Source organism: Grimontia sp. SpTr1, from assembly GCF_947387585.1.
Classification (GTDB): domain Bacteria; phylum Pseudomonadota; class Gammaproteobacteria; order Enterobacterales; family Vibrionaceae; genus Enterovibrio; species Enterovibrio indicus.
This window is the reverse complement of the sequence record NZ_CANDOD010000012.1, coordinates 161405-187652: the sequence shown is the minus strand read 5'-3', so window position 1 is coordinate 187652 and position 26248 is coordinate 161405. Positions and strand designations below refer to the sequence as shown.

17 protein-coding genes, 1 tRNA gene, 2 rRNA genes and 1 riboswitch are annotated in these 26248 nt (G+C 50.9%); of the genes, 6 read left to right on the top strand and 14 right to left on the bottom strand.

All coding sequences use genetic code 11. The annotated features are described in order from the left end of the window. Window positions 1-123: 123 nt before the first annotated feature. From rrf (QL223_RS17300) to metA, 4 genes are all read left to right on the top strand, one after another. Window positions 124-239: ribosomal RNA gene (gene rrf, locus QL223_RS17300) — 5S ribosomal RNA — on the top strand. 54 nt (window positions 240-293) lie between these two features. Next, a tRNA-Thr gene (locus QL223_RS17295) sits at window positions 294-369 on the top strand. Window positions 370-383: 14 nt separating this feature from the next. Beyond that, window positions 384-499, top strand: a 5S ribosomal RNA gene (rrf, locus tag QL223_RS17290). 150 nt (window positions 500-649) lie between these two features. Then, window positions 650-1606, top strand: a complete 957-nt coding sequence (metA, locus tag QL223_RS17285; protein WP_002541280.1) for a homoserine O-succinyltransferase — start codon at window positions 650-652, stop codon at window positions 1604-1606. Between the two features lie 40 nt (window positions 1607-1646). Here the strand turns inward: metA and QL223_RS17280 are convergent, their stop codons facing one another. Further along, a complete protein-coding gene (locus QL223_RS17280; protein WP_002541279.1) occupies window positions 1647-2981 on the bottom strand; it encodes a sodium:proton antiporter in 1335 nt (444 codons plus the stop codon). Between the two features lie 194 nt (window positions 2982-3175). On the opposite strand from QL223_RS17280, the gene metH reads away from it, so the two are divergent. Then, window positions 3176-6850: a methionine synthase gene (metH, locus tag QL223_RS17275; RefSeq protein ID WP_281545423.1), complete on the top strand. Its 3675-nt coding sequence runs from the start codon at window positions 3176-3178 to the stop codon at window positions 6848-6850. Between the two features lie 67 nt (window positions 6851-6917). On the opposite strand, the gene lysC is transcribed toward metH, so the two are convergent. Next, entirely contained in the window at window positions 6918-8267 is a 1350-nt protein-coding gene (gene lysC / locus QL223_RS17270) for a lysine-sensitive aspartokinase 3 (protein ID WP_039850408.1), read from the bottom strand. 102 nt (window positions 8268-8369) lie between these two features. Next, a riboswitch (Lysine riboswitch) is annotated at window positions 8370-8545 on the bottom strand. Between the two features lie 218 nt (window positions 8546-8763). Between lysC and QL223_RS17265 the strand changes: the two genes are divergently transcribed. After that, on the top strand, window positions 8764-9882 hold the full coding sequence (locus QL223_RS17265; RefSeq protein WP_002541274.1) for an alanine--glyoxylate aminotransferase family protein: 1119 nt from the start codon (window positions 8764-8766) through the stop codon (window positions 9880-9882). A 49-nt stretch (window positions 9883-9931) separates the two neighbouring features. Here QL223_RS17265 and QL223_RS17260 read toward each other — a convergent pair whose 3' ends face one another. From QL223_RS17260 to QL223_RS17205, 12 genes are all read right to left on the bottom strand, one after another. Next, window positions 9932-11593: a lipid A core--O-antigen ligase gene (locus QL223_RS17260; protein WP_281545422.1), complete on the bottom strand. Its 1662-nt coding sequence runs from the start codon at window positions 11591-11593 to the stop codon at window positions 9932-9934. Between the two features lie 35 nt (window positions 11594-11628). Next, complete coding sequence (gene uvrA / locus QL223_RS17255) at window positions 11629-14463, bottom strand: excinuclease ABC subunit UvrA (RefSeq protein ID WP_002541271.1); 2835 nt, start codon at window positions 14461-14463, stop codon at window positions 11629-11631. Between the two features lie 161 nt (window positions 14464-14624). Next, window positions 14625-15491 (bottom strand): UTP--glucose-1-phosphate uridylyltransferase GalU, encoded by an 867-nt coding sequence (gene galU, locus QL223_RS17250; protein ID WP_002541270.1) that lies wholly within the window; start codon window positions 15489-15491, stop codon window positions 14625-14627. 142 nt (window positions 15492-15633) lie between these two features. Then, complete coding sequence (locus QL223_RS17245) at window positions 15634-16947, bottom strand: flippase (protein ID WP_281545421.1); 1314 nt, start codon at window positions 16945-16947, stop codon at window positions 15634-15636. Window positions 16948-16956: 9 nt separating this feature from the next. Then, a complete protein-coding gene (locus QL223_RS17240) occupies window positions 16957-18678 on the bottom strand; it encodes an SLC13 family permease (protein WP_348651396.1) in 1722 nt (573 codons plus the stop codon). A gap of 3 nt (window positions 18679-18681) precedes the next feature. Next, a complete protein-coding gene (locus tag QL223_RS17235) occupies window positions 18682-19725 on the bottom strand; it encodes a glycosyltransferase family 4 protein (RefSeq protein WP_281545419.1) in 1044 nt (347 codons plus the stop codon). Next, on the bottom strand, window positions 19725-20537 hold the full coding sequence (locus QL223_RS17230) for a putative capsular polysaccharide synthesis family protein (RefSeq protein ID WP_281545418.1): 813 nt from the start codon (window positions 20535-20537) through the stop codon (window positions 19725-19727). The genes QL223_RS17235 and QL223_RS17230 overlap by 1 nt, the downstream gene beginning before the upstream one ends. After that, a complete protein-coding gene (locus tag QL223_RS17225) occupies window positions 20534-21781 on the bottom strand; it encodes an O-antigen ligase family protein (RefSeq protein WP_281545417.1) in 1248 nt (415 codons plus the stop codon). Before QL223_RS17225 ends, QL223_RS17230 begins: the two co-directional genes overlap by 4 nt. Continuing rightward, on the bottom strand, window positions 21765-22817 hold the full coding sequence (locus QL223_RS17220) for a glycosyltransferase (protein WP_281545425.1): 1053 nt from the start codon (window positions 22815-22817) through the stop codon (window positions 21765-21767). Before QL223_RS17220 ends, QL223_RS17225 begins: the two co-directional genes overlap by 17 nt. A gap of 58 nt (window positions 22818-22875) precedes the next feature. Continuing rightward, the gene (gene cysN / locus QL223_RS17215; RefSeq protein WP_281545416.1) at window positions 22876-24285 is read right to left on the bottom strand and encodes a sulfate adenylyltransferase subunit CysN; all 1410 of its coding nucleotides are present in this window, start codon (window positions 24283-24285) and stop codon (window positions 22876-22878) included. A 57-nt stretch (window positions 24286-24342) separates the two neighbouring features. Then, window positions 24343-25260: a sulfate adenylyltransferase subunit CysD gene (gene cysD / locus QL223_RS17210; protein ID WP_002541258.1), complete on the bottom strand. Its 918-nt coding sequence runs from the start codon at window positions 25258-25260 to the stop codon at window positions 24343-24345. Between the two features lie 13 nt (window positions 25261-25273). After that, a complete protein-coding gene (locus QL223_RS17205; RefSeq protein ID WP_046307786.1) occupies window positions 25274-26245 on the bottom strand; it encodes a DHHA1 domain-containing protein in 972 nt (323 codons plus the stop codon). Window positions 26246-26248: the final 3 nt, after the last annotated feature.

The window sequence follows — 26248 nt, the reverse complement described above, 5'->3', positions numbered from 1 at the left end:
ATACTAATTGCCCGTGAGGCTTAACCATACAACACCCAAGGGGTTTTGACGGACTCGAATAGAACGTTGAATGTGTAAGAACGAGAACAAACAAAGTCACTTTCCAAGATTTTAACGAATTTGCTTGGCGACCATAGCGTTATGGACCCACCTGACTCCATGCCGAACTCAGTAGTGAAACGTAACAGCGCCGATGGTAGTGTGGGGTCTCCCCATGTGAGAGTAGGACATAGCCAGGCTTGAATTTCATCAAAATGAAGCAGTTATTGTAAGACTTCAGGCGGATAAGAATTGCTGATATAGCTCAGTTGGTAGAGCGCACCCTTGGTAAGGGTGAGGTCCCCAGTTCAAATCTGGGTATCAGCACCAGAATTTAAAATTTGTCTGGCGACCATAGCGCGATGGCCCCACCTGATCCCATGCCGAACTCAGTAGTGAAACGTTGCAGCGCCGATGGTAGTGTGGGGTCTCCCCATGTGAGAGTAGGACATTGCCAGATGCCTCTTCAAACCCGTAGCGGAAACGCTGCGGGTTTCTTCATATGTGCCCTCTGATCAATCTCACAAATGTACTTGAACCCCTAAAGGGGATGTTATAGGGTTAATGGAATTCTAGACGTCTATACATCTTAACGAGGGAGTGATTTAAGATGCCGATTAAAATTCCTGATCAGTTACCGGCGGCCAGCACCCTGCGTCAGGAAAACATCTTCGTGATGTCGGAGACCCGCGCAGAAAGTCAGAACATCCGTCCCCTGAAAGTACTACTTCTCAATCTGATGCCCAAGAAGATTGAAACAGAAACGCAGTTTATGCGTTTGCTTTCTAACAGTCCCCTTCAGGTTGATGTTGAACTGCTGCGTATTGATGACAGACCGAGTAAGAACACTCCTACCGAGCACTTGGACACTTTCTACAGGCAGTTTCAAGGTATCCGAGAGCGTAACTTTGATGGATTGATCGTGACAGGCGCACCCTTGGGTCTGGTGCAGTTTGAAGATGTGATTTATTGGGAACACTTACAGGACATCATGACTTGGGCGAAAGACCACGTGACATCGACGCTTTATGTGTGTTGGGCGGCGCAGGCGGGTCTGAAGCTGCTTTATGATTTGCCGAAGAAAACCCGTAGGGAAAAGCTATCCGGCGTGTACTGGCATAAAACACATAAAGAGCACAGTAAAAATCCTATACTTCGTGGTTTTGATGACTCGTTCCTTGCACCACACTCCCGCTATGCGGACTTCTCTCCTGAGTTCTTGGCAGAGCATACTGACCTCGATATTCTGGCGACTTCATCTACCGCAGGCACTTACTTAGCAGCAACCAAAGATAAGCGAAATGTGTTTGTCACCGGGCACCCAGAGTATGACTCCCATACGCTGCATAACGAGTATGTGCGTGACGTAGGTGAAGGCATGGAACCTGCAGTACCATCTAATTACTATCCAGATGACGATCCAACTCAGGAACCGTATGTGAGCTGGCGCAGTCATGGACACATGCTTTTTGCCAACTGGCTTAACTACTGTGTTTACCAGCAAACGCCTTACGACCTCGATCATTTCTCAGAGTCAGCGTTTACCAAAGACGACGATGAAGAGTAATAAAAAAGCCTGCGATTGCAGGCTTTTTGGTTTTTGAGGTTTAGTCCTGAGTGACTTCTGTTCTTGGTTCGGTATTTTGATAACTGCTAGGTTTGATCTCCATATCCCGCTCAGCAACTTTGGATTTCTCAATCATCTTGGTGATGGTTGAACCCTGAACCAGGATAGAGAAGACCACCACGGCATAAGTCATCACCAGAATGATTTCCCTTACATCAATATTCTTTTCTGGCAGCACCATATAACCCGCAGGAACAGCCATCGCCATTGCTATCGCAAGGCCTCCACGCAATCCCCCCCAGGTTAGAATTCTCACTGAGTAAGGGTTGTAGTCCCGGTAACGGTTAAAACCAACATAGCAAAGACGAACGCTGAGATATCGCGATACCAGCACCAGCGGCACAGCGAATGCCATGATGATCCAGTCTTCCTTATGGAAGCTGAACGTGAGCATGCTGAGACCAATCAGCAGGAAGAGCACACCATTGAGGAACTCATCGACAAGCTCCCAGAAGTGGTCCAGGTGATCTTCACTTTCTTTTGAAAAGCCAATATAGCGTGTCCAGTTACCAATCATGATACCGGCCACCACCATTGCCAGCGGGCCAGAAACGCCAATCAGGCTGGCAAATACATAGCCGGCTGTCGGTATGCCTAAGGTCAGTAATAACTCCATCGAGTGGTCGTCGGTATGACAAATCAGGTAATGGAACAGCAAGCCAAGTAAGAAGCCATACACGATGCCGCCAATCGCTTCATGCAGGAAGAGCTCAACGACACCCATTACGGTTGGAGCTTCAGTGCCGAATGCGACAGTGAACAGGGTGATAAAAATCACCAGACCAAACCCATCATTGAAAAGGGACTCGCCCTCAATTTGCGTCGAGATACGCTTTGGCGCATTGAGCTTTTTAACAATGGCAAGAACAGCGATGGGGTCTGTAGGAGAAATTAGGGCACCAAACAGTAGGCAGTAGATAAAATCGAACGGAATGCCGATGAGCTGGAAGAAGAGCCAGGCGACACCACCGATAAAGAAGGTAGAAACCAACGTCGCTCCAAGCGCCAGCACCGTAATTTCCCACTTCTGATCTTTTAGGTTGGGCAGTTTTACTCCCAAGCCGCCAGCGAAAAGTAAGAAACCCAACACGCCTTTCAACAAGAAATCATCGAAGTGAATTTCATTGAGGGTCTCAGCAGCAAGGTCTTTTAAATCAAACCAATTGTTGTGTCCCGAGATAACGATCCCAAGTGAGAGGATTAGGGCTCCGGCAGTGATAGCGATGGTAGTCTGCATTTGGCCAATTTTGCTGTTGATAAAGGCAATTAGCATGGCTGCCGCAGCGAGAAAGCAGAGTGTTGTGTAGACGGTCATTGACGACCCCGTATAGGCTGAGATTATGATTCGGAAAGTTGTAACGAAATATAAATCCAAGCGGCGCAGAAAACTACAACAAATGTGTGTCAGCAGGGAGGTTAACGTTTGGCTGAGTTTAATTAGACGTCTAGATTTCCATTTGGTCTGTGATACTATGCGAATAGCGAGCAATATAAGAAGGATCTGCGGTTGTGAGTAGTAAGGAAACACTGGAAAAACTGTTAGCGGAACGCATTCTGATCATCGATGGTGGCATGGGCACCATGATTCAGGGCTATAAGCTTGAAGAAGATGACTACCGCGGTGAACGTTTTGCCGATTGGCACTGCGACCTGAAGGGCAACAACGACCTTTTAGTGTTGACGCAACCCCAGATGATTAAAGACATCCACGCCGAATATCTTGAAGCTGGCGCGGATATCCTGGAAACCAATACCTTTAACGCGACCACCATCGCCATGGCTGACTATGAGATGGAAAGCCTGAGTGAGGAGATTAACTTTGCGGCGGCCAAGTTGGCGCGTGAAGTCGCAGATGAGTGGACAGCGAAAAATCCGGATAAGCCGCGCTTTGTTGCTGGCGTTTTGGGTCCAACTAACCGCACCTGTTCGATTTCTCCTGACGTTAACGATCCCGGTTACCGTAATGTCAGCTTTGATGAGCTGGTAACAGCGTACTCTGAGTCTACCCGCGCGCTTATCAATGGCGGCGCTGATCTTATTCTGATTGAAACCATCTTTGACACCCTGAACGCCAAAGCCTGTGCTTTTGCGGTTGAGACCGTTTTCGAAGAAATGGGCACCCAACTGCCAGTGATGATTTCCGGCACGATCACTGATGCATCAGGCCGTACCTTGTCAGGCCAAACGACAGAGGCTTTCTATAACTCTCTACGTCACGTCAAACCGATTTCCTTTGGTCTGAACTGTGCATTGGGCCCTGATGAACTGCGCCCTTACGTGGAAGAACTGTCACGCATCTCTGAAACCTTTGTTTCTGCGCACCCGAATGCCGGCCTTCCGAATGCCTTCGGTGAATATGATCTGTCTCCGGAGGACATGGCTGCTCATGTGAAAGAGTGGGCGGAAAGTGGTTTCCTGAACATGATTGGTGGCTGTTGTGGTACGACACCAGAGCACATTCGCCATATGTATGAGGCGACCAAGACGGTTAAGCCCCGTGCATTACCAGATCTTCAGGTAGCGTGTCGTCTGTCAGGCCTTGAGCCACTGACGATTGAAAAAGAAACCCTGTTCATCAATGTTGGTGAGCGTACCAACGTGACAGGTTCTGCGCGCTTCAAGCGTTTGATCAAAGAAGAGCAGTACGATGAAGCGTTGGAAGTGGCACGCCAGCAGGTAGAAAACGGTGCCCAGATCATCGATATCAACATGGATGAAGGTATGTTGGATGCGGAAGCCTGTATGGTGCGCTTCCTGAACCTCTGTGCCTCTGAGCCTGAGATCTCCAAAGTGCCAATCATGGTCGACTCTTCCAAGTGGGAAGTGATTGAAGCTGGCCTGAAGTGTATTCAGGGTAAGGGTATCGTTAACTCCATTTCGCTCAAAGAAGGCAAAGAGAAATTCGTTGAACAGGCGAAGCTGATTCGTCGCTATGGTGCAGCCGTTATCGTTATGGCCTTCGATGAAGTCGGTCAGGCTGAGACCCGTGAACGCAAACTCGAAATCTGTACCAATGCCTACCGCATTCTCGTGGACGAAGTTGGCTTCCCACCGGAAGACATCATCTTTGACCCGAATATCTTTGCTGTCGCAACCGGTATTGAAGAGCACAACAACTATGCCGTCGACTTTATCGATGCGGTTGCAGACATCAAGCGAGATTTGCCGTATGCGATGATTTCAGGCGGTGTGTCGAATGTCTCCTTCTCGTTCCGCGGCAACAACTATGTCCGCGAAGCTATCCACGCAGTGTTCCTTTATCACTGTTTCAAGAACGGTATGGACATGGGCATCGTGAATGCCGGTCAGCTTGAGATTTACGACAACGTTCCCGAGAAACTGCGTGAAGCGGTGGAAGACGTGGTACTGAACCGACGTGACGACAGTACAGAGCGCCTTCTTGATATCGCAGCGGAGTACGCGAATAAAGGCGTCGGTAAAGAAGAAGATGCTTCTGCGCTGGAGTGGCGAACCTGGGCGGTAGAGAAACGTCTTGAGCATGCCCTGGTGAAAGGTATTACCGAGTTCATCGTTGAAGACACAGAAGAAGCCCGCGTTAATGCATCTAAGCCGCTTGAAGTGATTGAAGGGCCACTGATGGACGGCATGAACGTCGTCGGCGATCTCTTCGGTGAGGGTAAAATGTTCCTGCCTCAGGTAGTGAAATCAGCCCGCGTAATGAAACAGGCGGTGGCGCACCTTGAGCCTTTTATTAACGCTGAAAAACAGGCAGGCTCTACCAACGGTAAGATCCTGCTGGCAACGGTAAAAGGTGATGTTCACGATATCGGTAAGAACATCGTTGGCGTTGTACTCCAATGTAATAACTACGAAATCATCGACCTCGGCGTGATGGTGCCTTGCGAGAAAATTCTCAAAGTCGCCAAAGAAGAGAACGTCGATATTATTGGTCTGTCCGGTCTTATCACGCCATCGCTTGATGAAATGGTTCATGTCGCGAAAGAGATGGAGCGTCTGGGCTTCGACCTGCCGCTACTGATTGGCGGTGCAACGACCTCCAAAGCCCACACAGCGGTGAAGATTGAGCAAAACTACAATCAACCAGTGGTGTATGTGAATAACGCATCACGCGCGGTGGGTGTGTGTTCGTCGCTGTTGTCTGAGAAACTCAAGCCTGCGTTTGTGGAGAAGCTTCAAGCGGATTACGAAGTGGTGCGCGAGCAGCATGCACGGAAGCGTCCGCGTACTAAGCCAGTGACACTTGAAAAGGCACGTGAGAACAAAGTCGCTATCGACTGGGAAAGCTATACACCGCCAGCGCCAGCGAAACCGGGTGTTCATGTGTTTGAAGACTTTGACGTAGCGACCCTTCGTAACTACATCGACTGGACGCCGTTCTTTATGACCTGGTCATTAGTGGGTAAGTACCCGACCATTCTTGAGCACGAAGAAGTTGGGGAAGAAGCGAAGCGCCTGTTTAAAGATGCCAATGATCTGCTGGATCGCGTTGAACGCGAAGGCCTGATGAAAGCCAGTGGTATGTGCGCCTTGTTCCCGGCAGCAAGTGTGGGTGACGATATTGAAGTCTACACCGATGAATCGCGTACCGAGGTTGCGAAAGTGCTGCACAACCTTCGTCAGCAAACGGAGAAACCGAAAGGCTTCAACTACTGTCTGTCCGATTACATTGCGCCAAAAGAGAGCGGTAAGAAAGATTGGATTGGTGCGTTTGCAGTAACAGGCGGTATTGGTGAACGTGAACTTGCGGACGAATATAAAGCGCAGGGCGATGACTATAACGCCATCATGATTCAGGCGGTGGCAGATCGTTTGGCTGAAGCGTTTGCGGAATACCTGCATGCACATGTCCGTAAGGAAATTTGGGGTTACGCTGCGGACGAGAACCTATCGAACGATGACCTGATCCGTGAGAAATATCAGGGTATCCGTCCCGCTCCGGGCTATCCGGCCTGTCCTGAGCATACAGAGAAAGGCACCCTGTGGGAGCTACTGAACGTAGAAGAGACCATCGGTATGTCGCTGACTACAAGTTACGCCATGTGGCCGGGCGCATCGGTATCTGGCTGGTACTTCTCGCATCCTGATTCGCGCTACTTTGCTGTGGCGCAGATCCAGGAAGATCAGCGTGACAGCTATGCCGATCGCAAGGGCTGGGATTTGATCGAAGCAGAGAAGTGGTTGGGGCCAAACCTCAACGGTTAATCTTTGTGAGAGTAAAAAGAAAAATGGCGCCCAGTGAGCGCCATTTTTGTATCCACAGAAGAAGAAATTAATCTTCGAACAACTCTTTGTGTAGCGCACGGACAACTTCTTTAGATTCTGACGTGCTAGTCAGGAAGCAGAGGTTGTGGTTACTTGCGCCATAACAAATCATACGCAGGTTGTAGTCTTCCAGCGCACTGAAGATTTTGGCGGCTGCACCTTTTGATTCGCTCATGTGGTTACCAATTAGCGCGACCAGACACATGTCTTGCTCGACGGTTACCTTACAAAGCGCAGCCAGTTCCTGCTCTGCCGCTTCAGGCAATTTAGGTGCACCACCTTTGGTGTTGGTTTGATCCAGTGTCAGTGAAACACTGACCTCAGACGTGGTGATGAGATCGACTGACACTTTGTGCTTAGCCAGAATGTTGAACACTTCTGCCAAAAAGCCATAAGCATGGAACATATTCAGACTGGTGAGCGTCACCATGGTCTGGTTGCAACGCAGTGCCAGCGCGCGGAAAAGTGGAGACTTCTCTGCCTGATGACGAATCCAGGTACCACCTTGTTCAGGCGCTTTAGATGAGCCCACGAATACAGGAATGTCCTGACGCATCGCCGGGATAAGCGTCGCCGGATGCAGGATCTTTGCACCGAAGTTTGCCATCTCTGACGCTTCGCTGAAGCTGATTTCATCGATAGGGCTTGCTGCCGGGGCGACGCGAGGGTCAGTACTGTAGATACCTGGAACGTCGGTCCAGATTTCCAGTGACGTTGCTTTTACGGCTTCAGCCAGAAGCGCTGCACTGTAATCACTGCCACCGCGACCCAGTGTGGTGGTATTGCCTTGCGCATCAGAGCCGATAAAGCCCTGCGTCACGACGACCTTGTCTTCAAACAACGGCGTGAGCACGGTTTCAGCGTGGTGCGCTGTTTCAATCAAATCCGGGGTTGCTTTACCAAACACGTTGTCGGTTTTCAGCACCTCGCGGACATCTGCGCGAACAGCATTGATGCCTTTGTCGTTCAACAGGTGGGTAAAAATATGAGTCGACATCAACTCGCCACAAGCGACGAGAGCGTCAGTAATTTTATCTGAAGGAGAAGTTTCTGCCGCCGCAGAGAGTGTTGCTACTTCATCGAGAATTGCATTCACACCTGAGGCAACTGCCGGCTCTTCCGGGAGCTGTTTCAGAATGCTGAAATGAATATCGTGCAGTTTTGTCAGCACTTCCTGCTGCCTGTCATTGGCAACACCATTTGCCAGTTCAACCAGTAGATTTGTCACGCCAGAACAAGCGCTAATCACTACCAGTCGAGTGTTCAAATTCCCTTTAATCACCGCTGCACAGTTAGACATAGCTGTGTAGTCGGCTACACTCGTGCCGCCAAATTTTGCGACATTTAATGCGTTCACTTCCCTTCACCTCCCATAATCGCGAATGGAGTAATCCTGAATAAACAAAGTAATAAGTTGGGAGACAGATAGAGGGTGCGAGCGGGCAGGAAGAAAGGGTATTTCTCCAGAAGCGCTCCATCTCCGTTGAGATGACAATCCGAAGGATTCAACCTTCTAGACCGACAACCCAGCCCCCAAGGTCTGGTATTGCCTCGGCGTCTTACCCCCTCATCGGATTGCATTGGAGTTGGGGCTCCGCAATTCGACTACCTGGTAGACGCGCCTCTTCTGTCTCTGCAGAGCACAAACTGTGCTGAGCAAAAATTGCCCTCTATTGATAAATGTTTGTAATGTTATTGTCAATGTTTGTTTGAGTTTCAAGCACCTCTTTTCAGCCGGGTGAAGGACTTTTGCTTGATGATGCTTGGGTTTATTCAACGTTGAGATTTTAGCCAGCCCTATCCGATGGTAGGGTAAATAGACCCAAGGAACAAAAGGCAATGGAGAGCAAATAATGACAATTTCACGCTTTATCCCACCACAACGTACCCTGATGGGCCCCGGCCCTTCTGATGTTTCGCCACGCGTATTGCAAGCGCTGGCCCAGCCAACGATTGGTCATCTCGACCCTCTTTTTGTGGGAATGATGGATGAAGTTAAATCACTGCTTCAATACGCATTCCAGACCGAAAACGCCTTCACCATTGCGGTGTCCGCCCCGGGCAGTGCAGGGATGGAGACCTGTTTTGTCAACCTGATTGAGCCAGGCGATACGGTGATTGTTTGTCGAAACGGCGTATTTGGCGAGCGTATGCGTGAAAACGTAGAGCGCTGTGGCGCAACAGCGGTAATGGTTGATGACGAGTGGGGCAAGCCTGTTGATCCTGCAAAGGTCGAAGCGGCTTTGAAAGCGAACCCAGAAGCATCGGTGGTCGCGTTTGTACACGCTGAGACATCGACCGGCGCACTCAGTGATGCGAAGACAATTTCGTCACTGGCGCGTGAGCATGGCTGCCTGACGATTGTTGATGCCGTGACTTCTCTTGGCGGTGTGCCACTGCTGGTGGATGAGTGGCAATTGGACGCTGTGTATTCTGGCAGCCAGAAATGTCTCTCCTGTGTGCCGGGACTGTCACCAGTCACTTTCTCTCCGCGTGCGGTAGAAAAAATGCAGCAGCGCACGGGTAAGGTGCAGAGTTGGTTCCTCGATCAAAGCCTGGTGCTTGGCTATTGGAGTGGTGAAGGCAAGCGTAGCTATCACCACACCGCGCCAGTAAACAGCCTTTACGCCCTGCATGAGTCTTTGCTGATGCTGAAAGAAGAAGGTCTGGAGAATGCATGGCAACGTCACCGTGATATGCATGAGTTACTCAAAGCCGAACTGGAAGCGCTGGGTGTTAACTTCCTTGTTGATGCTGACCATCGCCTGCCGCAACTGAATGCTGTCGCAGTACCTGAAGGCGTCGATGATGCCGCGGTGCGTGCGAAACTTCTCAATGACTACAATCTGGAAATTGGTGCGGGTCTGGGAGCACTGGCAGGTAAAGCGTGGCGTATCGGTTTGATGGGTTATGCGGCTAAACGTGAAAACGTAGCCTTGTGTGCGAAGGCACTGAAAGATGTGCTTGGTTAAGCGGAATTGAATTGAGAAACGCCCCGCATGAATGCGGGGCGTTTTTGTTTTATTCCGCTGGAAGCTCAGAAAAGTCAGGTTGAAATTTTCGGTACGGGAAAAGCAGCGATGCCTCATCCTTCAACTGTTTGGCGACCGTTTTATGCCCGGTGAGCATCGCCAGCTCAATCAGTGATTGATAGCCGTCGGCATTCGGAGAAGTTTCCAGTCGGGAGATTTGCTCCCGAAGGTACAACTCCTGCGCGCGTAAATCCCGGCTTTCAACACTTTCTAGAAACGCCCGCTTTCCTTCCACTTGCTGATAGAAGTCATTCCACCAAGGATGGGTTTGATACTGAGTCAGCTTACTATCACGTATTTGATAGGTGCGAAGCGCCTGTTCGCCAAGATAGATTGAAGACAACACCAAAACCAGCGTGGTAGTCAGCACCGTGTTAGCAGCGATTTTCATCGGCCTAGGGTATGATAAAAGTACGCGTCGGTATCTCGCGGTAAGGTTATCTATCCAGTAAAGCAGCACCACAAACAGCATGCCCAGTGCCAGGTTGGTTTCAATGTAGTCTGTCACTGCCATGCCAATGAGGGATGGCAGAAAGATCGCTAGCAACATCAGGCGGGTGCCATTCGGTGCTTCCACCAACTTTCGCACCACCAGTATGAAGAGCACACCAAAGCTCGCCCAGTAGGCAATGCCCCCCTGAATTAAATTTGCGAGCAGCCAACTCGGATACATTTGTTGAAGCGGCAGTACATGGCTTTGCTCGATGCCAAACAACAGCTGTGCTTTATCGAGCTGCCCCAGGCCTATACCTTCAAACTGAGCCTGCCCCAGTAATGCCCAAGCCTGCGACAGTACCTCTAACTCCTCGGATGAATAACGGGCGGCAAAAAGTGCCGATTGAGGGACACTACCAAGCTTCCAAGCGATAGCAAAACCGGCCAATACGGCGAAATTCCAAAGACCATGGTGTCGTTTTGGACTGAAACGGAATAAGAATGGTTGACTGAAAATCACCAACACCAAAATCACGGTGATTAGCCAAGGCGATTTCAACGCAGTGAGAGCTGGAATGGTGAGCAGCGGCGTCGCAAGTAAAAGAGCATGAACCGGAACCCAGTTACGCTTGTACACTTTAGTCCGCGCGAGCAAATACGCTGACAGCATCAAAGAAGTCAGAAGAACGATGCCTAGTACGTCACTGTTGGTTTTGATGTCTGCAAGGCTCGATGACGCGATCTCACTGATGCTGGGAAGCAACAAAGGAATCGCCAGTAGCCAGCCACTCAAAAGTGGCAGCCAGAGGAGATATTGCCTCTGAAGATGATTAAAGCTGAATTGCTGCAGGGTACAAAAAAGCAGTAAAGACAACAGAACGCTGAACCCCTGCCATGCAGCCGAATGCCAGTCAGCGTGAAGATAAAATGATGGTATCAGGGCGAAACTTGCGCTCAGTGCCAGCCATCCAGTCATTGTCGTGTGGCTGAAACGGCCTTGTCTTGCAGCTTCCCAAACACCGAAGCAAACGATGGCAACCGCTAACAAGAGCGTTAAGGCTGTCGCTGGATGTTGAACACCGGAGAAAGCGAGTGGGATTTGGTTAAGAGGTAAGCAGAATAAAAACAGCGCAGCCAGCGCAATCAGCACTGGCTTAACCAAAGGCTTTCTGGCCACTTTTGATGGCCAGAAGTTTTGAAAACGCATTGTTTGCATAGATTGTTTCTCACTGGCTCACGCCAGCATCCGCCCTATGATGCTTTTTGTTTAAGCAAAGGTTTCAGGAACCTTGCTGTGTGCGAACCTTCAACCAAAGCCACGTCTTCCGGTGTGCCTTCAGCGATGATCATTCCGCCACCGCTACCACCTTCAGGGCCTAAGTCGACAATCCAGTCCGCGGTTTTTATCACGTCCAGGTTGTGTTCTATCACCACAATGGTATTGCCGTGATCGCGCAGTCGGTGCAGCACCGTCAGTAGTTGCTGAATATCATGGAAGTGCAGTCCAGTGGTTGGCTCATCCAAGATATACAACGTCTTGCCGGTATCACGCTTTGAAAGCTCACGCGCCAGTTTCACGCGTTGCGCTTCACCACCGGAAAGGGTGGTTGCAGCCTGTCCCAAGCGGATATAGGAAAGACCCACATCCATCAGCGTTTGCAGTTTGCGCGCAATTGCTGGCACGGCATCGAAGAACTCGCGGGCATCTTCCACTGTCATCTCAAGGACTTCATCAATGGTTTTGCCTTTGTAGCGGATCTCCAAGGTTTCACGGTTATATCTCTTACCTTTGCACACGTCGCACGGTACGTAAACATCCGGGAGGAAGTGCATTTCCACTTTGATAACGCCGTCGCCCTGACAGGCTTCACAGCGGCCCCCTTTGACGTTAAAACTGAAACGGCCCACTTTGTAGCCACGGGAGCGCGCTTCCTGTGTGCCTGCAAACAGCTCACGGATAGGTGTGAAGATGCCTGTGTACGTTGCTGGGTTGGAGCGTGGAGTGCGTCCAATCGGGCTCTGGTCGATATCAATCACCTTATCAAAATGACCCAGGCCGTCGATGTCCTTGAAAGGCGCTGGCTCGCCTGTGGTGGCACCGTTCAATCGCTGGTGGGCGATTTTGTAGAAAGTGTCGTTGATAAGGGTCGATTTACCTGAACCGGATACGCCGGTCACACAGGTCAGCAAACCGACAGGAAGCGTCAGGTTAACGCTCTGCAGGTTGTTGCCCGTTGCCCCTTTAAGCTTCACGACCTTTTTCTTGTCATAAGGAATTCGTTTGGCTGGGACTTCAATCGCCTTTTTCCCGCTGAGGTATTGGCCGGTTAGAGAGTTTTCATTCTTGATGATTTCTTCATACGTCCCTTCAGCAACGATGTGGCCACCATGCACACCGGCTCCAGGGCCGATATCGACAATGTAGTCTGCCGCGCGGATAGCATCTTCATCGTGCTCAACCACCAGCACGGTGTTACCCAGATTACGAAGGTGCTCGAGAGTCGCGAGTAGGCGTTCGTTGTCACGCTGGTGAAGGCCGATAGATGGTTCATCCAGCACGTACATCACGCCGACCAGACCTGCACCAATCTGGCTGGCCAGACGGATACGTTGCGCTTCACCGCCTGATAGGGTATCAGCACTTCTCGACAGGTTGAGGTAGTTCAGACCGACGTTGACCAGAAAACTCAGGCGGTCATGGATTTCTTTAAGTACCTTGTCAGCAATTTGCGCACGCTGGCCCGTCAGCTCCAGACCTGCGAAGAAAGTCAGTGCTTCATGAATACTCATTTCACACACGGCTGGCAGGTTGGTGTCACCCACAAAGACATGGCGAGCTTCTTCACGAAGGCGAGAGCCGCCACAGCTTGAACACGGCTTGTTGGCGATGTATTTCGCCAGCTCTTCACGCACAGCCATCGATTCTGTATCGCGGTAGCGGCGGTTGAGGTTATTTAAAATCCCTTCGAACGGATGCTTACGTACCGTGATATCACCGCGATCGTTCACGTACTTGAAAGCAATTTCAGTGTTGCCGGAGCCGTTCAGAACCACATTTTGAATGGTTTTCGGTAAATCCTGCCAAGGTGTTTCGATGTCGAATTCATAATGATCGGCAAGCGAGCTTAGCATCTGAAAGTAGTAGAAATTACGGCGGTCCCATCCACGGATGGCACCACCAGCAAGGCTTACCGCTTCATTCTGAACCACGCGGTTTTCATCAAAATACTGCTGTACGCCGAGACCATCACAAGTAGGGCAAGCACCTGCTGGGTTATTGAAGGAAAACAGGCGTGGCTCCAGCTCTTGCATGCTGTATCCGCAATGCGGACAGGCGAAGTTGGCCGAGAAGATGAGATCATCACCCTCACTATCCATATAGCTGACCACAGCCGTGCCGCCCGTCAGTTCAATGGCGGTTTCGAAAGATTCAGCAAGGCGCTGCTGCAGATCGTCGCGCACTTTGAAGCGGTCGACGACCACTTCAATGGTGTGCTTTTTGTGAAGCTCCAGCTTCGGTGGATCAGAAAGGTCGCACACTTCGCCATCAATACGCGCGCGGATAAAACCGTGGGCAACCAGGTTCTCCAGCGTTTTGACGTGTTCACCCTTACGTTCTTTGACGATAGGGGCCAGCAGCATCATCTTGCTGCCTTCTTCAAGTTCCAGCACCTTGTCGACCATCTGGCTCACAGTCTGTGCTTCCAGCGTCACATTGTGTGTCGGACAGCGCGGGTCACCCACTCGCGCGTATAAAAGACGCAGGTAGTCGTAAACTTCTGTGATGGTACCAACGGTTGAGCGTGGATTGTGAGACGTGGACTTTTGCTCGATAGAAATAGCCGGTGATAGACCTTCAATATGGTCGACGTCTGGTTTTTCCATCAGAGAAAGGAACTGGCGTGCATAGGCAGACAGTGATTCTACATAGCGGCGTTGGCCTTCTGCATACAATGTGTCGAAGGCCAGTGATGACTTGCCGGAACCAGAAAGACCGGTGATCACGATCAGCTTGTCGCGTGGGATCGTCAGGTTAATGTTTTTCAGGTTATGGGTGCGAGCCCCTCTGACGTCTATCGTATCCATGTCTACCTTGCCCTTAGCGCTCAGGTTTGCAGCCTGAAGAAAAAACGAATGAGGAAGTATCCCACATTATCGTGTGATGAAAAAGAAGAAAGCTGTATAAACATACAGCTTTCTTCAGTATTGCAACATGCAGGTTTTAACGGTGCTTTAGCCTGAATCGATCAGCCTGTTTTTACCGTTTTTTGAGGCTGGTTCGGTGCATCAGACTTCAGGTAGATATTTTCGTAGCAATAGTTAGTTGCTTCGATAAAGCCTTCAACGCTACCACAGTCAAAGCGCTCGCCTTTGAATTTGTAAGCCAGTACACAGCCGCTTTGTGCTTGTTTCAGCAGGGCATCGGTGATCTGGATTTCACCGTTCTTGCCTGGCTCTGTTTTTTCCAGGATGTCGAAAATGTCCGGTGTCAGGATGTAACGACCGATGATCGCCAGATTACTTGGCGCGGTGCCTTGCTCTGGCTTTTCTACCATGTTGTCGACTCGGTAAAGGTTGTCACGCATCTCTTCACCGGAAATCACACCGTATTTGTGAGTCTCATCTTCCGGTACTTCTTCCACAGCAACGATGGAGCAGCGGAACTGCTTGTACAGTGCAACCATCTGGGAAAGCACGCCGTCTTCCAGATTCACACACAGGTCATCTGCCAGTACAACGGCAAATGCTTCATCACCCACCAGCTCACGGCCGGTCAGGATAGCGTGACCTAGACCTTTCATTTCTTTTTGGCGGATATAGGTGAATGAAGCTGCATCGATAGTTGCGCGGATATCTCCCAGCAGTGCTTCTTTGTTGGTGCCGCTGATTTGATGTTCCAGCTCGTAGTTTTTATCGAAGTGATCCATCAGGCTGTGCTTACCACGACCAGTAACAATACACATACCGGTGATGCCGGCTTCAATGGCTTCGTCAACGCCGTACTCAATAAGTGGCTTATTAACGATAGGCATCATTTCTTTTGGCATCGACTTAGTGGCAGGCAGAAAACGGGTCCCGTAGCCAGCCGCTGGAAAGAGGCACTTCTTGATCATAGCTTGTCCTTAATTTACATCATCCAACTAACTAGTCGCCCTGTATTAAAAATTGGGCTTATTGGAATGTTAACATTTAATCGTTGCAAATCTGTCTCATTGTTTGATTATGAGCCCAGAGGGACCCTTCAACAAGAACCGCTTATCCAATCGGCCAGAAACCGAGTCTTTTTTCGACCTTGCGCACGGCCAGAATGTTCTGTGTACTCATACCGATACTCACTGCAAGCGCTGCGCCGACGGTTCCCCATATTGACGTTAATATCAGTATCAAAGTCACGGTAAGTATCCCGGCAAGCAGGGTGATATTGCGCAAGTCTCTTTCATAGCCACACATGGTGAGAAGAAATCCGACAGATCCTGTCATGACATTGATGGTTTGGCCAACAGCAAGGATCACCAGAAGTTGGCCTGATTCTGAAAATTCACGGCCAAACAGCGTCATGATGGTGTCTGGCCAGATAAGCACAGCAGCCAGAACCGGTATGGAAAAAACAATCATCAATCGGGTCGAAAACTGTGCAAGGCGTTTGAGCTCGTCCAGTTTACCTGCTTTGAACAGGGCCGAAAATCGCGGCGCAGCGACGAAATTGATGACCATTAACATGAAGCTGATAAGCAGGGATGTTCTTTGCGCTGCGGAAAAATAAGCGACTTCTTCAGATGTGACAAACAAGCCGACGATCACGACCGAAGCCCAGGGAATGGCTTGGCTGGTAGCGGAAATCAACCAAAGGTTGGGGGCGGCGCTCCAAAGCGTCGGCATCTTGCGATCGCTGGTGTCGATGCGATGATCTGGTTCGCGAAACCATAGCCACAAGCCACTAAACACCACCAACCCAGAAGCAACGACATAAAGCACGGAAGCGCTTTCTGCCATTGGGTTAGGCTCGTAATGGTTGAGTAGCAAGAATGCGGGTAGCGCAACCATTGTCACGCCAAGCTGCATGGAGCAGACGGAGGCAATCACTCTGCGGGTTGCCTGCAATGCATAGCCATTGAGGAAAAACAGGCTAATGAAAGGGATCGCCAGAGCAAAATAGCGCAAGCTATCTGTCGCCTCTGGTTTACTAAATACATTCAACGCCAGAAAAGGTGCTACGAGATAGGTGATTCCTGCGACTATGGCGGAGGTGGGAAGAACCGCAAGCAGCGCATTGGTAAACACCTGATTGGTCAAATGGGTGTTGTCTTGCTCTCCGGCATGCCCAATAAAACGAAGCAGGGCGTTTTCCATCCCCAACATGCTCAGTGTTCCCAACAAAGTGGCAAGACTCATACCAAGGAAAAACAGCCCGGATTGTTGCGCCCCTAGCACCCGAGCGGCAACCACGCTAAGTAAAAATGCCGCAGCTGCAGATAGGACCCGGAAGAGAGCGGCAAGTGCAGCGTGGAACAGAAACTGGCGGCGGGCAGGGCCGATGGATTGAATACGGTGAACAATTTGGGAGATCATGAAATTGCCTTACCAGGGGAAAACCAAAGGAATGAGAGAAAGCACAAGCACACCATAAACCAGGCTCAGAGGCAGCCCAGCTTTGAGGTAGTCTCTCGGCACATAACGACCTGCGGTATAAACCATCAGGTTGGTTTGATAGCCAAATGGAGAAAGAAAGCTGGCACTGGCTGCAAATGCAACGGTCATGATAAAGGGCATGGGATCGACCTGATATTGCGTTGCAATGGCCAGCCCTACTGGAAAGCTTATTGCGGCAGCGGCATTGTTGGTAATGAGCTCAGTCATCAACCAGGTGGCGAGATAAAGAATCACCAAGGCACCGAAAGGTCCACCGTGTTGACCGACGCCCATGATAAGCGTTGCCAGACTATCTGCCAGACCTGTCACACTGATGGCTTGCGCCAGACCTAATGCAGAGCCAATCACTAAAACCAGTTCAAAAGGAAATCGTCGCCTTAGATCATGAATGGACACCAAGCGCGCTGCCACAGCGCCAGCGAGGAGAAGGATAAGTCCTTTATACAATGGGAGCAGTTCGAGGAAGCTGGCAATCAGTGCAAAGACAGCGCCGCCACAGAACAAAAAAGATTGGGTGCCACTTAGCAGGGCATTGTTTTCCCTTTCCCCCACCAGAATGAAGTTCTGGGCGAGATTGCCACGACTGAAAAAATCCTGCCCCACGGCCAGTACCAGTAGATCCCCGCCTTGCAACTTCACCTGGCCGAGGCCTCCGGTGATTTTGTTTTCCCCGCGCTTGACGGCGACCACGGCGGCGCCGAACTGTGCACGGAAATTGAGTGACTTAATGGTTTTTCCGGCAATGACTGCCTGCGGGGTGATGACGACACTCACCAGATTATCCGAAGGCAGGTGTTCACCTTGCGTTCGGGGAGATAGCCCTTTGAATTTTTCCAGCAATGCTGTGGCTTCCAAGTCACCGGAAAACACCAACACGTCGTTACCTTGAAGCTGTTCTGCGGGTGAAACTGGAGAGATAACGTGCTCCGCACGAATGATTTCCACCAAAAACAGGCGCTCAAGGTGGCGAAGTCCACTTTGTTCAACGCTCTGGCCGACGAGGGGAGAGTCAGAGTTAAGCTGTGACTCCAGAAGATAACTTTGTGAGGTTTCCTGAGCGCCGCTCTGACGCGAAGGCAGCAGCGCCAAAGACACCAGTGTAATCACCAAGACACCGGCAAGAAATACAGGTACGCCAATCAAGGAAAAATCGAAGAAACCAATTCCGGGTAAGCCGGCATTAAGGGTAAAACCGTTCACGAGCAAGTTGGTGGAGGTGCCAATCAGCGTCATGGTACCGCCAAGAATGGCTGCGTATGAAAGTGGGATCAATAACTTGCCAGCAGGATGCTGACTCTTGGTCATGCTGCGCATCAGCGTAGAAACCACAGCGGTGTTGTTGATGATCGCAGAAAGCAGGCCAGCAGACAGGGTGGTTTGAACCGTGACTTTACGAAGCCCCCCCTGTGTACACCAACGGCCCAGAGCACTGATGTAAGGCGTGCGCTCAAGGATCACAGAGACCATAACCAAAAGCACCAAGGTAATGAGCGCCGTGTTGGTGAAGTTATTGAAAAGCTGAGCGGCCGGAACGATATCGAATGTCAGCAATGCGGTGAAAACGGCACCAAAAACCAGCGCCGGACGAAGATTGGTAAGCAGCAATGTTCCCAGCAAGCCTGCAATTAAGAGTGCCACCACCGCGCTCATTGCTTAGGCCTCATAAATCAGGTGCAAAGCTTCGCGTTGTTTTTCCGCACTGAAGTCGCTGTTGAAGGCATCAATGGCTTGTTGGTAATCCGGGTGATCGGGGCGTTTGCAGTAATTGATGATTTGCTTTGCCATGGTGTCTGGCGAACTCACCATAAACGGATAGTGCAGGTTCTGGGTCGCACCGATTATGCGCAATACCATAGGAATGCGCAGTTTTGCGGCTTCCAGAATGGTCAGCGGCATGCCTTCCCACGCTGCGGTGTGGAGATACAAATCGGCACTGTTCAGCGTTTCCATCAGTTGCTGGTGGGGGATCATTCCCGTCACCTCAACGCCTGCCTCTCTCAACGCTTGCTCCATTTCAGGCTCTCCGCCACCCAGCCAGTGCAGCTTAATTTGACTGAACTCAGGGTAAGTCTTCAGGCTGGTAATGGTATCCAGCAAAAACTGAGGGTCCTTTTGAGGAGAAACACGGCCAACCACCATGACGTTAAAAGGAGGACGCTCAGCCTGGGTCTCCGACAAAGAGAGTGCTTTGTCCAAGTCTGCATAGTTGTTGAGGTGAACGGCCTTTTGGGCGCCCAGCGCAAACCCAAGCTCACATTCCCTTTCGCTGCACCCTGCGATCATATCAATGCGGGAAAGACCGAATGTTTCAAGCTGCATGTAGACTTTCTGCATCAAATCAGAAATATCGCGGCGTTCGAACGCATAGCAATGTGGCGTGTAAACAATTTTTGTGTTGCCCTTTTTGGGAAGGAAGCGGCCCAAAAATCCTGCGAAGCTGGAGTGAAGATGAATCACGTCCGGCTGCAGTTGAAGCACCGCTTTTCTCGCTTCACGGAAGAAAGACAGTAAGCCCCCCTCCATGGTCTGGACATCGTCGAACAGGGTAGTGACCGCCATACCGGTATCGTCATTGGGGCGTAATCTGGCAAACAGGTGATGACGAATCGGATCCCCTTGGGTCGATTTCGCATAGCTGCACAGTGCGGTTTGGATGCCGCCACCAAACGCTTCCGTAATATGGAGAACGGTTTTCATCACTGGCCCCATTTCTGTTTAAATTGAGTGATTTCCTCTTCACTGTAGACGGCGCGATACAGTGGTGCATCATACAGATGGAATAAACGCTCAAACGGGTACGTTTCTTTAAAGCGTTGATAAAGCGCTGAATACCACTTGTTCGAAGCCTCGTTGCTGGATTGCAGCTTGAAGTCCGGTAGTTCAAGAAACTCCCCCAGCACATCTGTTGACTGGTTAATCGCTTCACATTTCATCAACAGCACATCACAGCCCCCTTGCTCGATGCGCCAATGGGTTTGAGATGGATCCTGAACGTGTTTAAGCACATCAATGCCGAAGTGGCGTTTGAGCTCTCTGTCGAACCAGCCGGTGAAGTAATCAAGACGCATCTGGGTTTCAAAGGCGTCAGTCAGATGGCGGAGTGTGGAATCCATATCTCCGTGAATGGCTTCGTTCTTTTTACCCGCGATGAACTGAATATGGAGATCCTGGAAAAAGCGTGACACGACGGTCGCGATAGGATCGCGCACCAGCGTGATGATCTTCAGGTGGTCACGTTTTTGCAGAATACGTTTCCGGTGAGAAAGGGTCAGCTTGTATGCCGCACGGATGTGCCAGTCGAAGAAGCAGGCCACGTCATCGGTATTGTGGTACATCTGAAACTCTTCGTTGTCGTCGAAGGTGTGGATGTGCCAACTCGGGATGCCAGCATGTTCAAGGGATGCCTCAATAGATGATGAGCCAACCTTACCCATTTGGTAAACCAGGACAAAATCCGGCGCATTCAGAGTTTGGTCAAAAGCGCGTTGTCGGGCTAGGCTGAACTTCATTTCTTATCCTCTTGAAACTCAATAGTAGAAAGCGGCGTCACGGCGTTTGAGGAAGCGTCAATCGAAGACATGGACGCCTCGGGAACAGGCTCAGGGGCCGTGCGCGTATTGATGAAAAATGGAAACAGGAACATCAGCATGATGGTGCTATTAACGGCCACAAACAGCACCATGGCCAGGATGTAGACCGCGAGTAGAAAAGCCACTGGATTGATAAACCGCTGCCCGAAAAGGTGACGAAGCCCTAAAAGGAATCCGCCAATCAATATCGTCAGACCTACCAGCCCGTACTCAACCGCTACATCGAGGGCGAAGTTATGGGTATAAATCGCGAGCTCCTGGTTCTGGAAATAGTTGGCGATATAGACAGGGAGCATCTTGGGGCCGACGCCGAAAATGGGATATTCCAGAAACAGGGCAAAACCATTAGCGAGCAGGAGTTTTCGCCAAAGCTCCGAATCCCAGCGCGCTTCGTGCTGGTCGGCAAACAGGATGTCGAACTGGGTAAACTCAAACTTATCGAGGATGGCGTGAGTGCCAACCATGTACCAGATGGAAAGCAGGGTCAGAATGCCGCCTAAAAAGCCGAGGGTTCCCAGTGCAAAAGCGGTTTGTCGTGAACGCGGATGATGCACTTCCCGGCAGAACACCAGATCGCAGGCGACAAGCATCGCCATACCTAATAAGGCTTTACGTTCACCGGACATCAACAGCATCACGACTGCCGCAGCCAATAACACATGACCGAACCGGATTTGGTTACGGAGGATGTATAGCAGGGCGCAGGTAAAACCAAAGAAATACTTGGTATTTCCAAGTTGTTTGAAGTCGTTGAACGCGGGATGCATCAAGTGCCAGCCCGCGGTGTAAAGGGCGCCGGCAAAAGTATAAAGCGCCAGCAGCGATAGAAAACGTGGTGAAGCCAACAAGCCTGCCTGATGTAAAACTCCTAGAAAGGCGGCAACGGAAAGCCACTGGATCATTTCAATGATCACCAGTTTCAGCGGGACATCATTGATAATGCCTGAAAGCGCAATGTAGATGACAAACACAAAGATGAAGCCGCCTGCTTTTAGCGTCGACTGCAGCAATTGTCCGCGCAATGCAATAAGAATAAGAAAGCCAAGCGAAGCGATACCAAGAAAATCGGCCAGATACAGACTGATGCCGGCGACAGCGATTTTCGTCGGGACAAAAAACAGGACAACGGCAAGGGCAGCCGCATGCTCAAGCGATCTTGTCATCCGCCAGCTCCTGATAAGCCTGATAATATTGCTCGCGGAATGTCTCCAGCTTGTACAGCTGACAGCGTGACAAAGAACGTTGTGAGGCTTTGGTATACTCCTGTGGGTCTTCACAGATGGAAGCAATCCTTTGTGCGAGCGCGTCGTCGTCACCTAAAGGAAACAGATATTCTTCAGTCCCTATGACTTCATCAATGCCTTGAACGTTTGACGCGAGCACTGGCAATCCTGCTGCCATCCCTTCCACTGCAGCCAGACCAAACCCTTCAATAATCGTGCTCTGCACATAGATGTTCAGACTGTCCAAAAACACCGGAATGTCTGAACGCACACCGTGGAAGACCACTCTGTTTTCAAGACCAAGCTCTTTGACCAAGGCTTCGTATTCCCCGCGGCGATCGCCATCGCCTGCAAGGTGAAGCTCATAACGGGCTGGTAACTTGGCCAGTGCACGTATCAGTGTGGGGTGATCTTTATAAGGATGCAGTCGACCCGCCATGCCGATACGGATGGGCGCTTCTTCTGCGGGTGGCTGCTTCTCTTGCATGGAAAATTTGCTGAGGTTGATGCCATTTAGGATCACCGAATAGTGCTTCTTCCAATGCGGGAGGAAGTCTTCCAGTGCATTTTGTACCTGCCCTGTGATGCACACGGTTTTCTGGTAGCGCCAGTAAAGGAGCCACTCGAAAGGCTTCATCCAGACGTGGTCGCGGCGTCGGTTATGCGAGTTGTGTTCGGTTTGAATATGCTTCTTGCCAAAGGCGGCCAACGCCACATAGATCGAGGGAAAGAGGTGGCCATGCACCACGTCTGGCCAACGCAGGATTTGCCATTTTTCCTTGAGGGAAAGCTTTTTCCAGACCAGACATTCCACACCAGCGGCTTCCAGCTCGCCAGATAAATCATTGATATCGTCCAGTATCACGACCTTGCTTTCGTAGCCTGACGGAGTGGGACAGACTAAATCAACGACAAAGCGCTGCGCGCCGCCGTTTCGTGACAGATCGTTAATGATATGCAGTACTTTTACCGCCATGGTGGTGCTTCTCTCTTCCCTAGCCTTTAGCGTCAACGTATCCATGTCATGACCCCGATCATTCGACCGATTTGGTTTCCCATTCCGGGTAGTGCTCACGGATGTAGCGATTTAACGCGATTTCTGCCGCGGTGTAGGTGCGTTTGGCTTTTTGTTCATGTGGTGAATGGAGTGCTTCCACCATGCCTGCTCCCACCGTGATATTGGTGAGACGGTCAATCACAATGAACGCGCCTGTTTTTTGGTTCAGGCTGTAGTTATCTGCCGCGACTGGCGCATTCAGACGTAATTCCACTTTGCCGATTTCATTCAGTGCCAATTCACTGGCAGACAGCGTTTCGAAGCTGTTGATATCGACTTTGTGTTCAATGCTGGTAATGCGACCTGTCACGTTATGACTGGCAAACTTGAAGTCATAGTCACGTTTGGTCTTCATCGTGTCCTGCGACATCCAGACAATGTTGGCACTCAAGCTGTCGGTCACGGTCGGTGCTGTGTCCTCATGAACCAGCATGTCGCCGCGGGAAATATCGATTTCGTCTGCCAAAGTCACGGTCACCGCATTTTTCGGCGCAACGGCATCGAGTTCACTGTCATAAGTCACAATCGATGTGACTGTGCTTTTCTGACCAGACGGCAGCGCCATGACGGTATCGCCTTTGCGCAGAATGCCGGAAGCCAATGTGCCGCAGTAACCACGGAAATCGAGGTTAGGGCGGTTCACGTACTGCACCGGGAAGCGCATCAAATCGAGGTTCTGGTCGCGGCTGATTTCAACGCCTTCCAGCATCTCCATCAATGAAGGCCCCTGGTACCACGGCATGTTTTCGCTGGCGCTGACCACGTTGTCGCCCGACAGCGCAGAAATAGGCACAAAGCGGACATCCTTGATACCGAGCTGGGAAGCCATCGCCTGATAATCGGCCTGAATGGACTCGAACACGGTTTGGTCAAAGTCGACCAAATCCATCTTGTTAATGGCAACCACCACATGACGAATACCCAGCAGGCTCACGATATAGCTGTGGCGTCGGGTCTGGGTCAGCAGCCCTTTACGTGCGTCGACCATCACGATCGCCAGTTCACAGTTGGATGCACCCGTCGCCATGTTACGGGTGTACTGCTCGTGTCCCGGACAGTCTGCGATGATGAACTTGCGTTTCTCGGTCGAGAAATAACGGTAGGCCACATCGATGGTGATGCCTTGTTCCCGCTCCGACTGCAGGCCATCAACCAGCAGGGCCAAATCGAGAGCCTCACCGGCATTGCCCACACGGGCATTGTCTTTGTGCAGGCTGGTGAGGTGATCCTCAAAAATCAGTTTGGTATCAAACAGCAGTCGGCCAATCAGGGTCGACTTACCGTCATCCACGCTGCCGCAGGTGAGCAGGCGCAGTAAATCCTTGTTTTCATGCTGATGAAGATAGGCTTCGATGTCCGATGCGATCAGCGATGAGCTATGACTCATGAGTCACTCCTTTAGCAGGCAAGCAAATGTTTAAATGGTTTTCGAGGCTTATGTTTTTTAGAAGTAGCCTTCGCGTTTTTTCTGCTCCATGGAGCCAGCCTGATCGTGATCAATCACACGGCCTTGTCGCTCTGATGTTTTGGTCAGCAGCATTTCCTGAATGATTTCCGGCAACGTGGCGGCAGTCGATTCGACAGCGCCAGTCAGCGGATAACAACCCAGAGTGCGGAAGCGGACAGATTTCATTTCCGGCTTCTCGCCTTTTTCCAGTGGCATACGGTCGTCATCCACCATGATCAGCGTGCCATCGCGCTCAACCACTGGACGTTTCTCCGCAAAGTACAGCGGCACGATGTCGATGTTTTCCAGATAGATGTATTGCCAGATATCGAGCTCGGTCCAGTTGGAAAGTGGGAACACGCGGATACTCTCACCTTTGTTCACGCGGCCGTTGTAAACGTCCCAAAGCTCCGGACGCTGGTTTTTTGGATCCCAGCGGTGGTGTTTGTCGCGGAAGGAGTAAACGCGTTCTTTGGCGCGGCTTTTTTCTTCATCACGGCGCGCACCGCCGAAAGCGGCATCAAAGCCGTATTTATCCAAAGCCTGCTTCAGCGCCTGGGTTTTCATCACATCCGTATGCTTGGCACTACCATGTGTGAAAGGCCCCATGCCCATGTCCACGCCTTCCTGATTGATGTGAACCAGAAGATCAAGGCCATGACGCTTGGTGAACTCGTCACGGAAGGTAATCATTTCCTTGAACTTCCATGTCGTATCGACGTGAAGGAGCGGAAATGGCGGTTTACCCGGGTGAAAGGCTTTCATCGCAAGGTGGAGCATGACAGCAGAATCTTTACCGATGGAGTAAAGCATCACGGGGTTGTCGAACTCAGCCGCTACTTCCCTGATGATGTGTATAGACTCATTCTCAAGCTGCTTGAGATGGGTTTGGTTTAGCGAAATCTTGTCCACCATGGTCAGTCCTTTTTTACGTATCCAGCGGGTAACGCTGGTGGAACGCATCAATAAAATCGTTAAGCAATTCAGCGGGCAGGGCGTTGATCCCCGCTGCCGCTTTTCGTCCGCCACCCGTTGGGAAAGCGGCTGCCAGTTCATCGGCACCGACGCGGTTTTTCAGCGGTGCGCGGATACTGACCAGATAATTGCCGTCAGCCTTTGCCGTGATCACCGCATTGGCGACCTCCGGGTCACGGTTGGTTAAGTCATTGGAATAAACCCCACTTATCCGTCGTGCCCAGGCTTCGTCTGGCAACATAAATACCCGTGAGCCAGTGCGTTCTGAATAAGGGGTAATGGCTGCTGCTTTCTCGCTGTCGCCAGTAAAGCCATCTTCCAGCGTCGCATACACATCCGGACGCTCGGCAATAAAGTTGAAAGGCGAAGGATAAGCCGCCATCAAGCGGTAAATTTCCGCTGGTGGGAACAGCAAATCACTGAGTGATGAGCCGTAACCGTTGTAGTTGAGATAGGTACCGAACTGCATCAATTTGACGCGGTCCTGATCGCACAGACCGGACTTTTTCGCCAGGGTATCGGCGGTGGCAATCATGTTGTCGCCGTAAGCGCCGACCAGCGCCCACTCCCGGTAACGGCCATCTAGCAGCTTGTCTACAATCAGGCTGGTACAGGTGTTGGCCGCGGTGTTGATGTGAGTGGTCAGTGACGGATGATCCGGCACCTCTCCCGGGTTGTGGTGATCGGCATAAAACACACGCACACCTTGGGTCAGTAAGTTATCCAGCGCTGCGCGGTTTTTTTCCATCGCTACATCCAGCACCGTCACGTCTTGCGCGACGGCAGGGTCGACTTGTTTTAACAGGGCGATATCGCGTTTTACCCCAGTGATCAGCACACTGTCTTTAGGGGTCGCGAGGCGAAGCTGGAGCAGGGCGCAAATCCCATCGGCATCGCCGTTAAAAACATCAAAACTGGTTTTCATTTG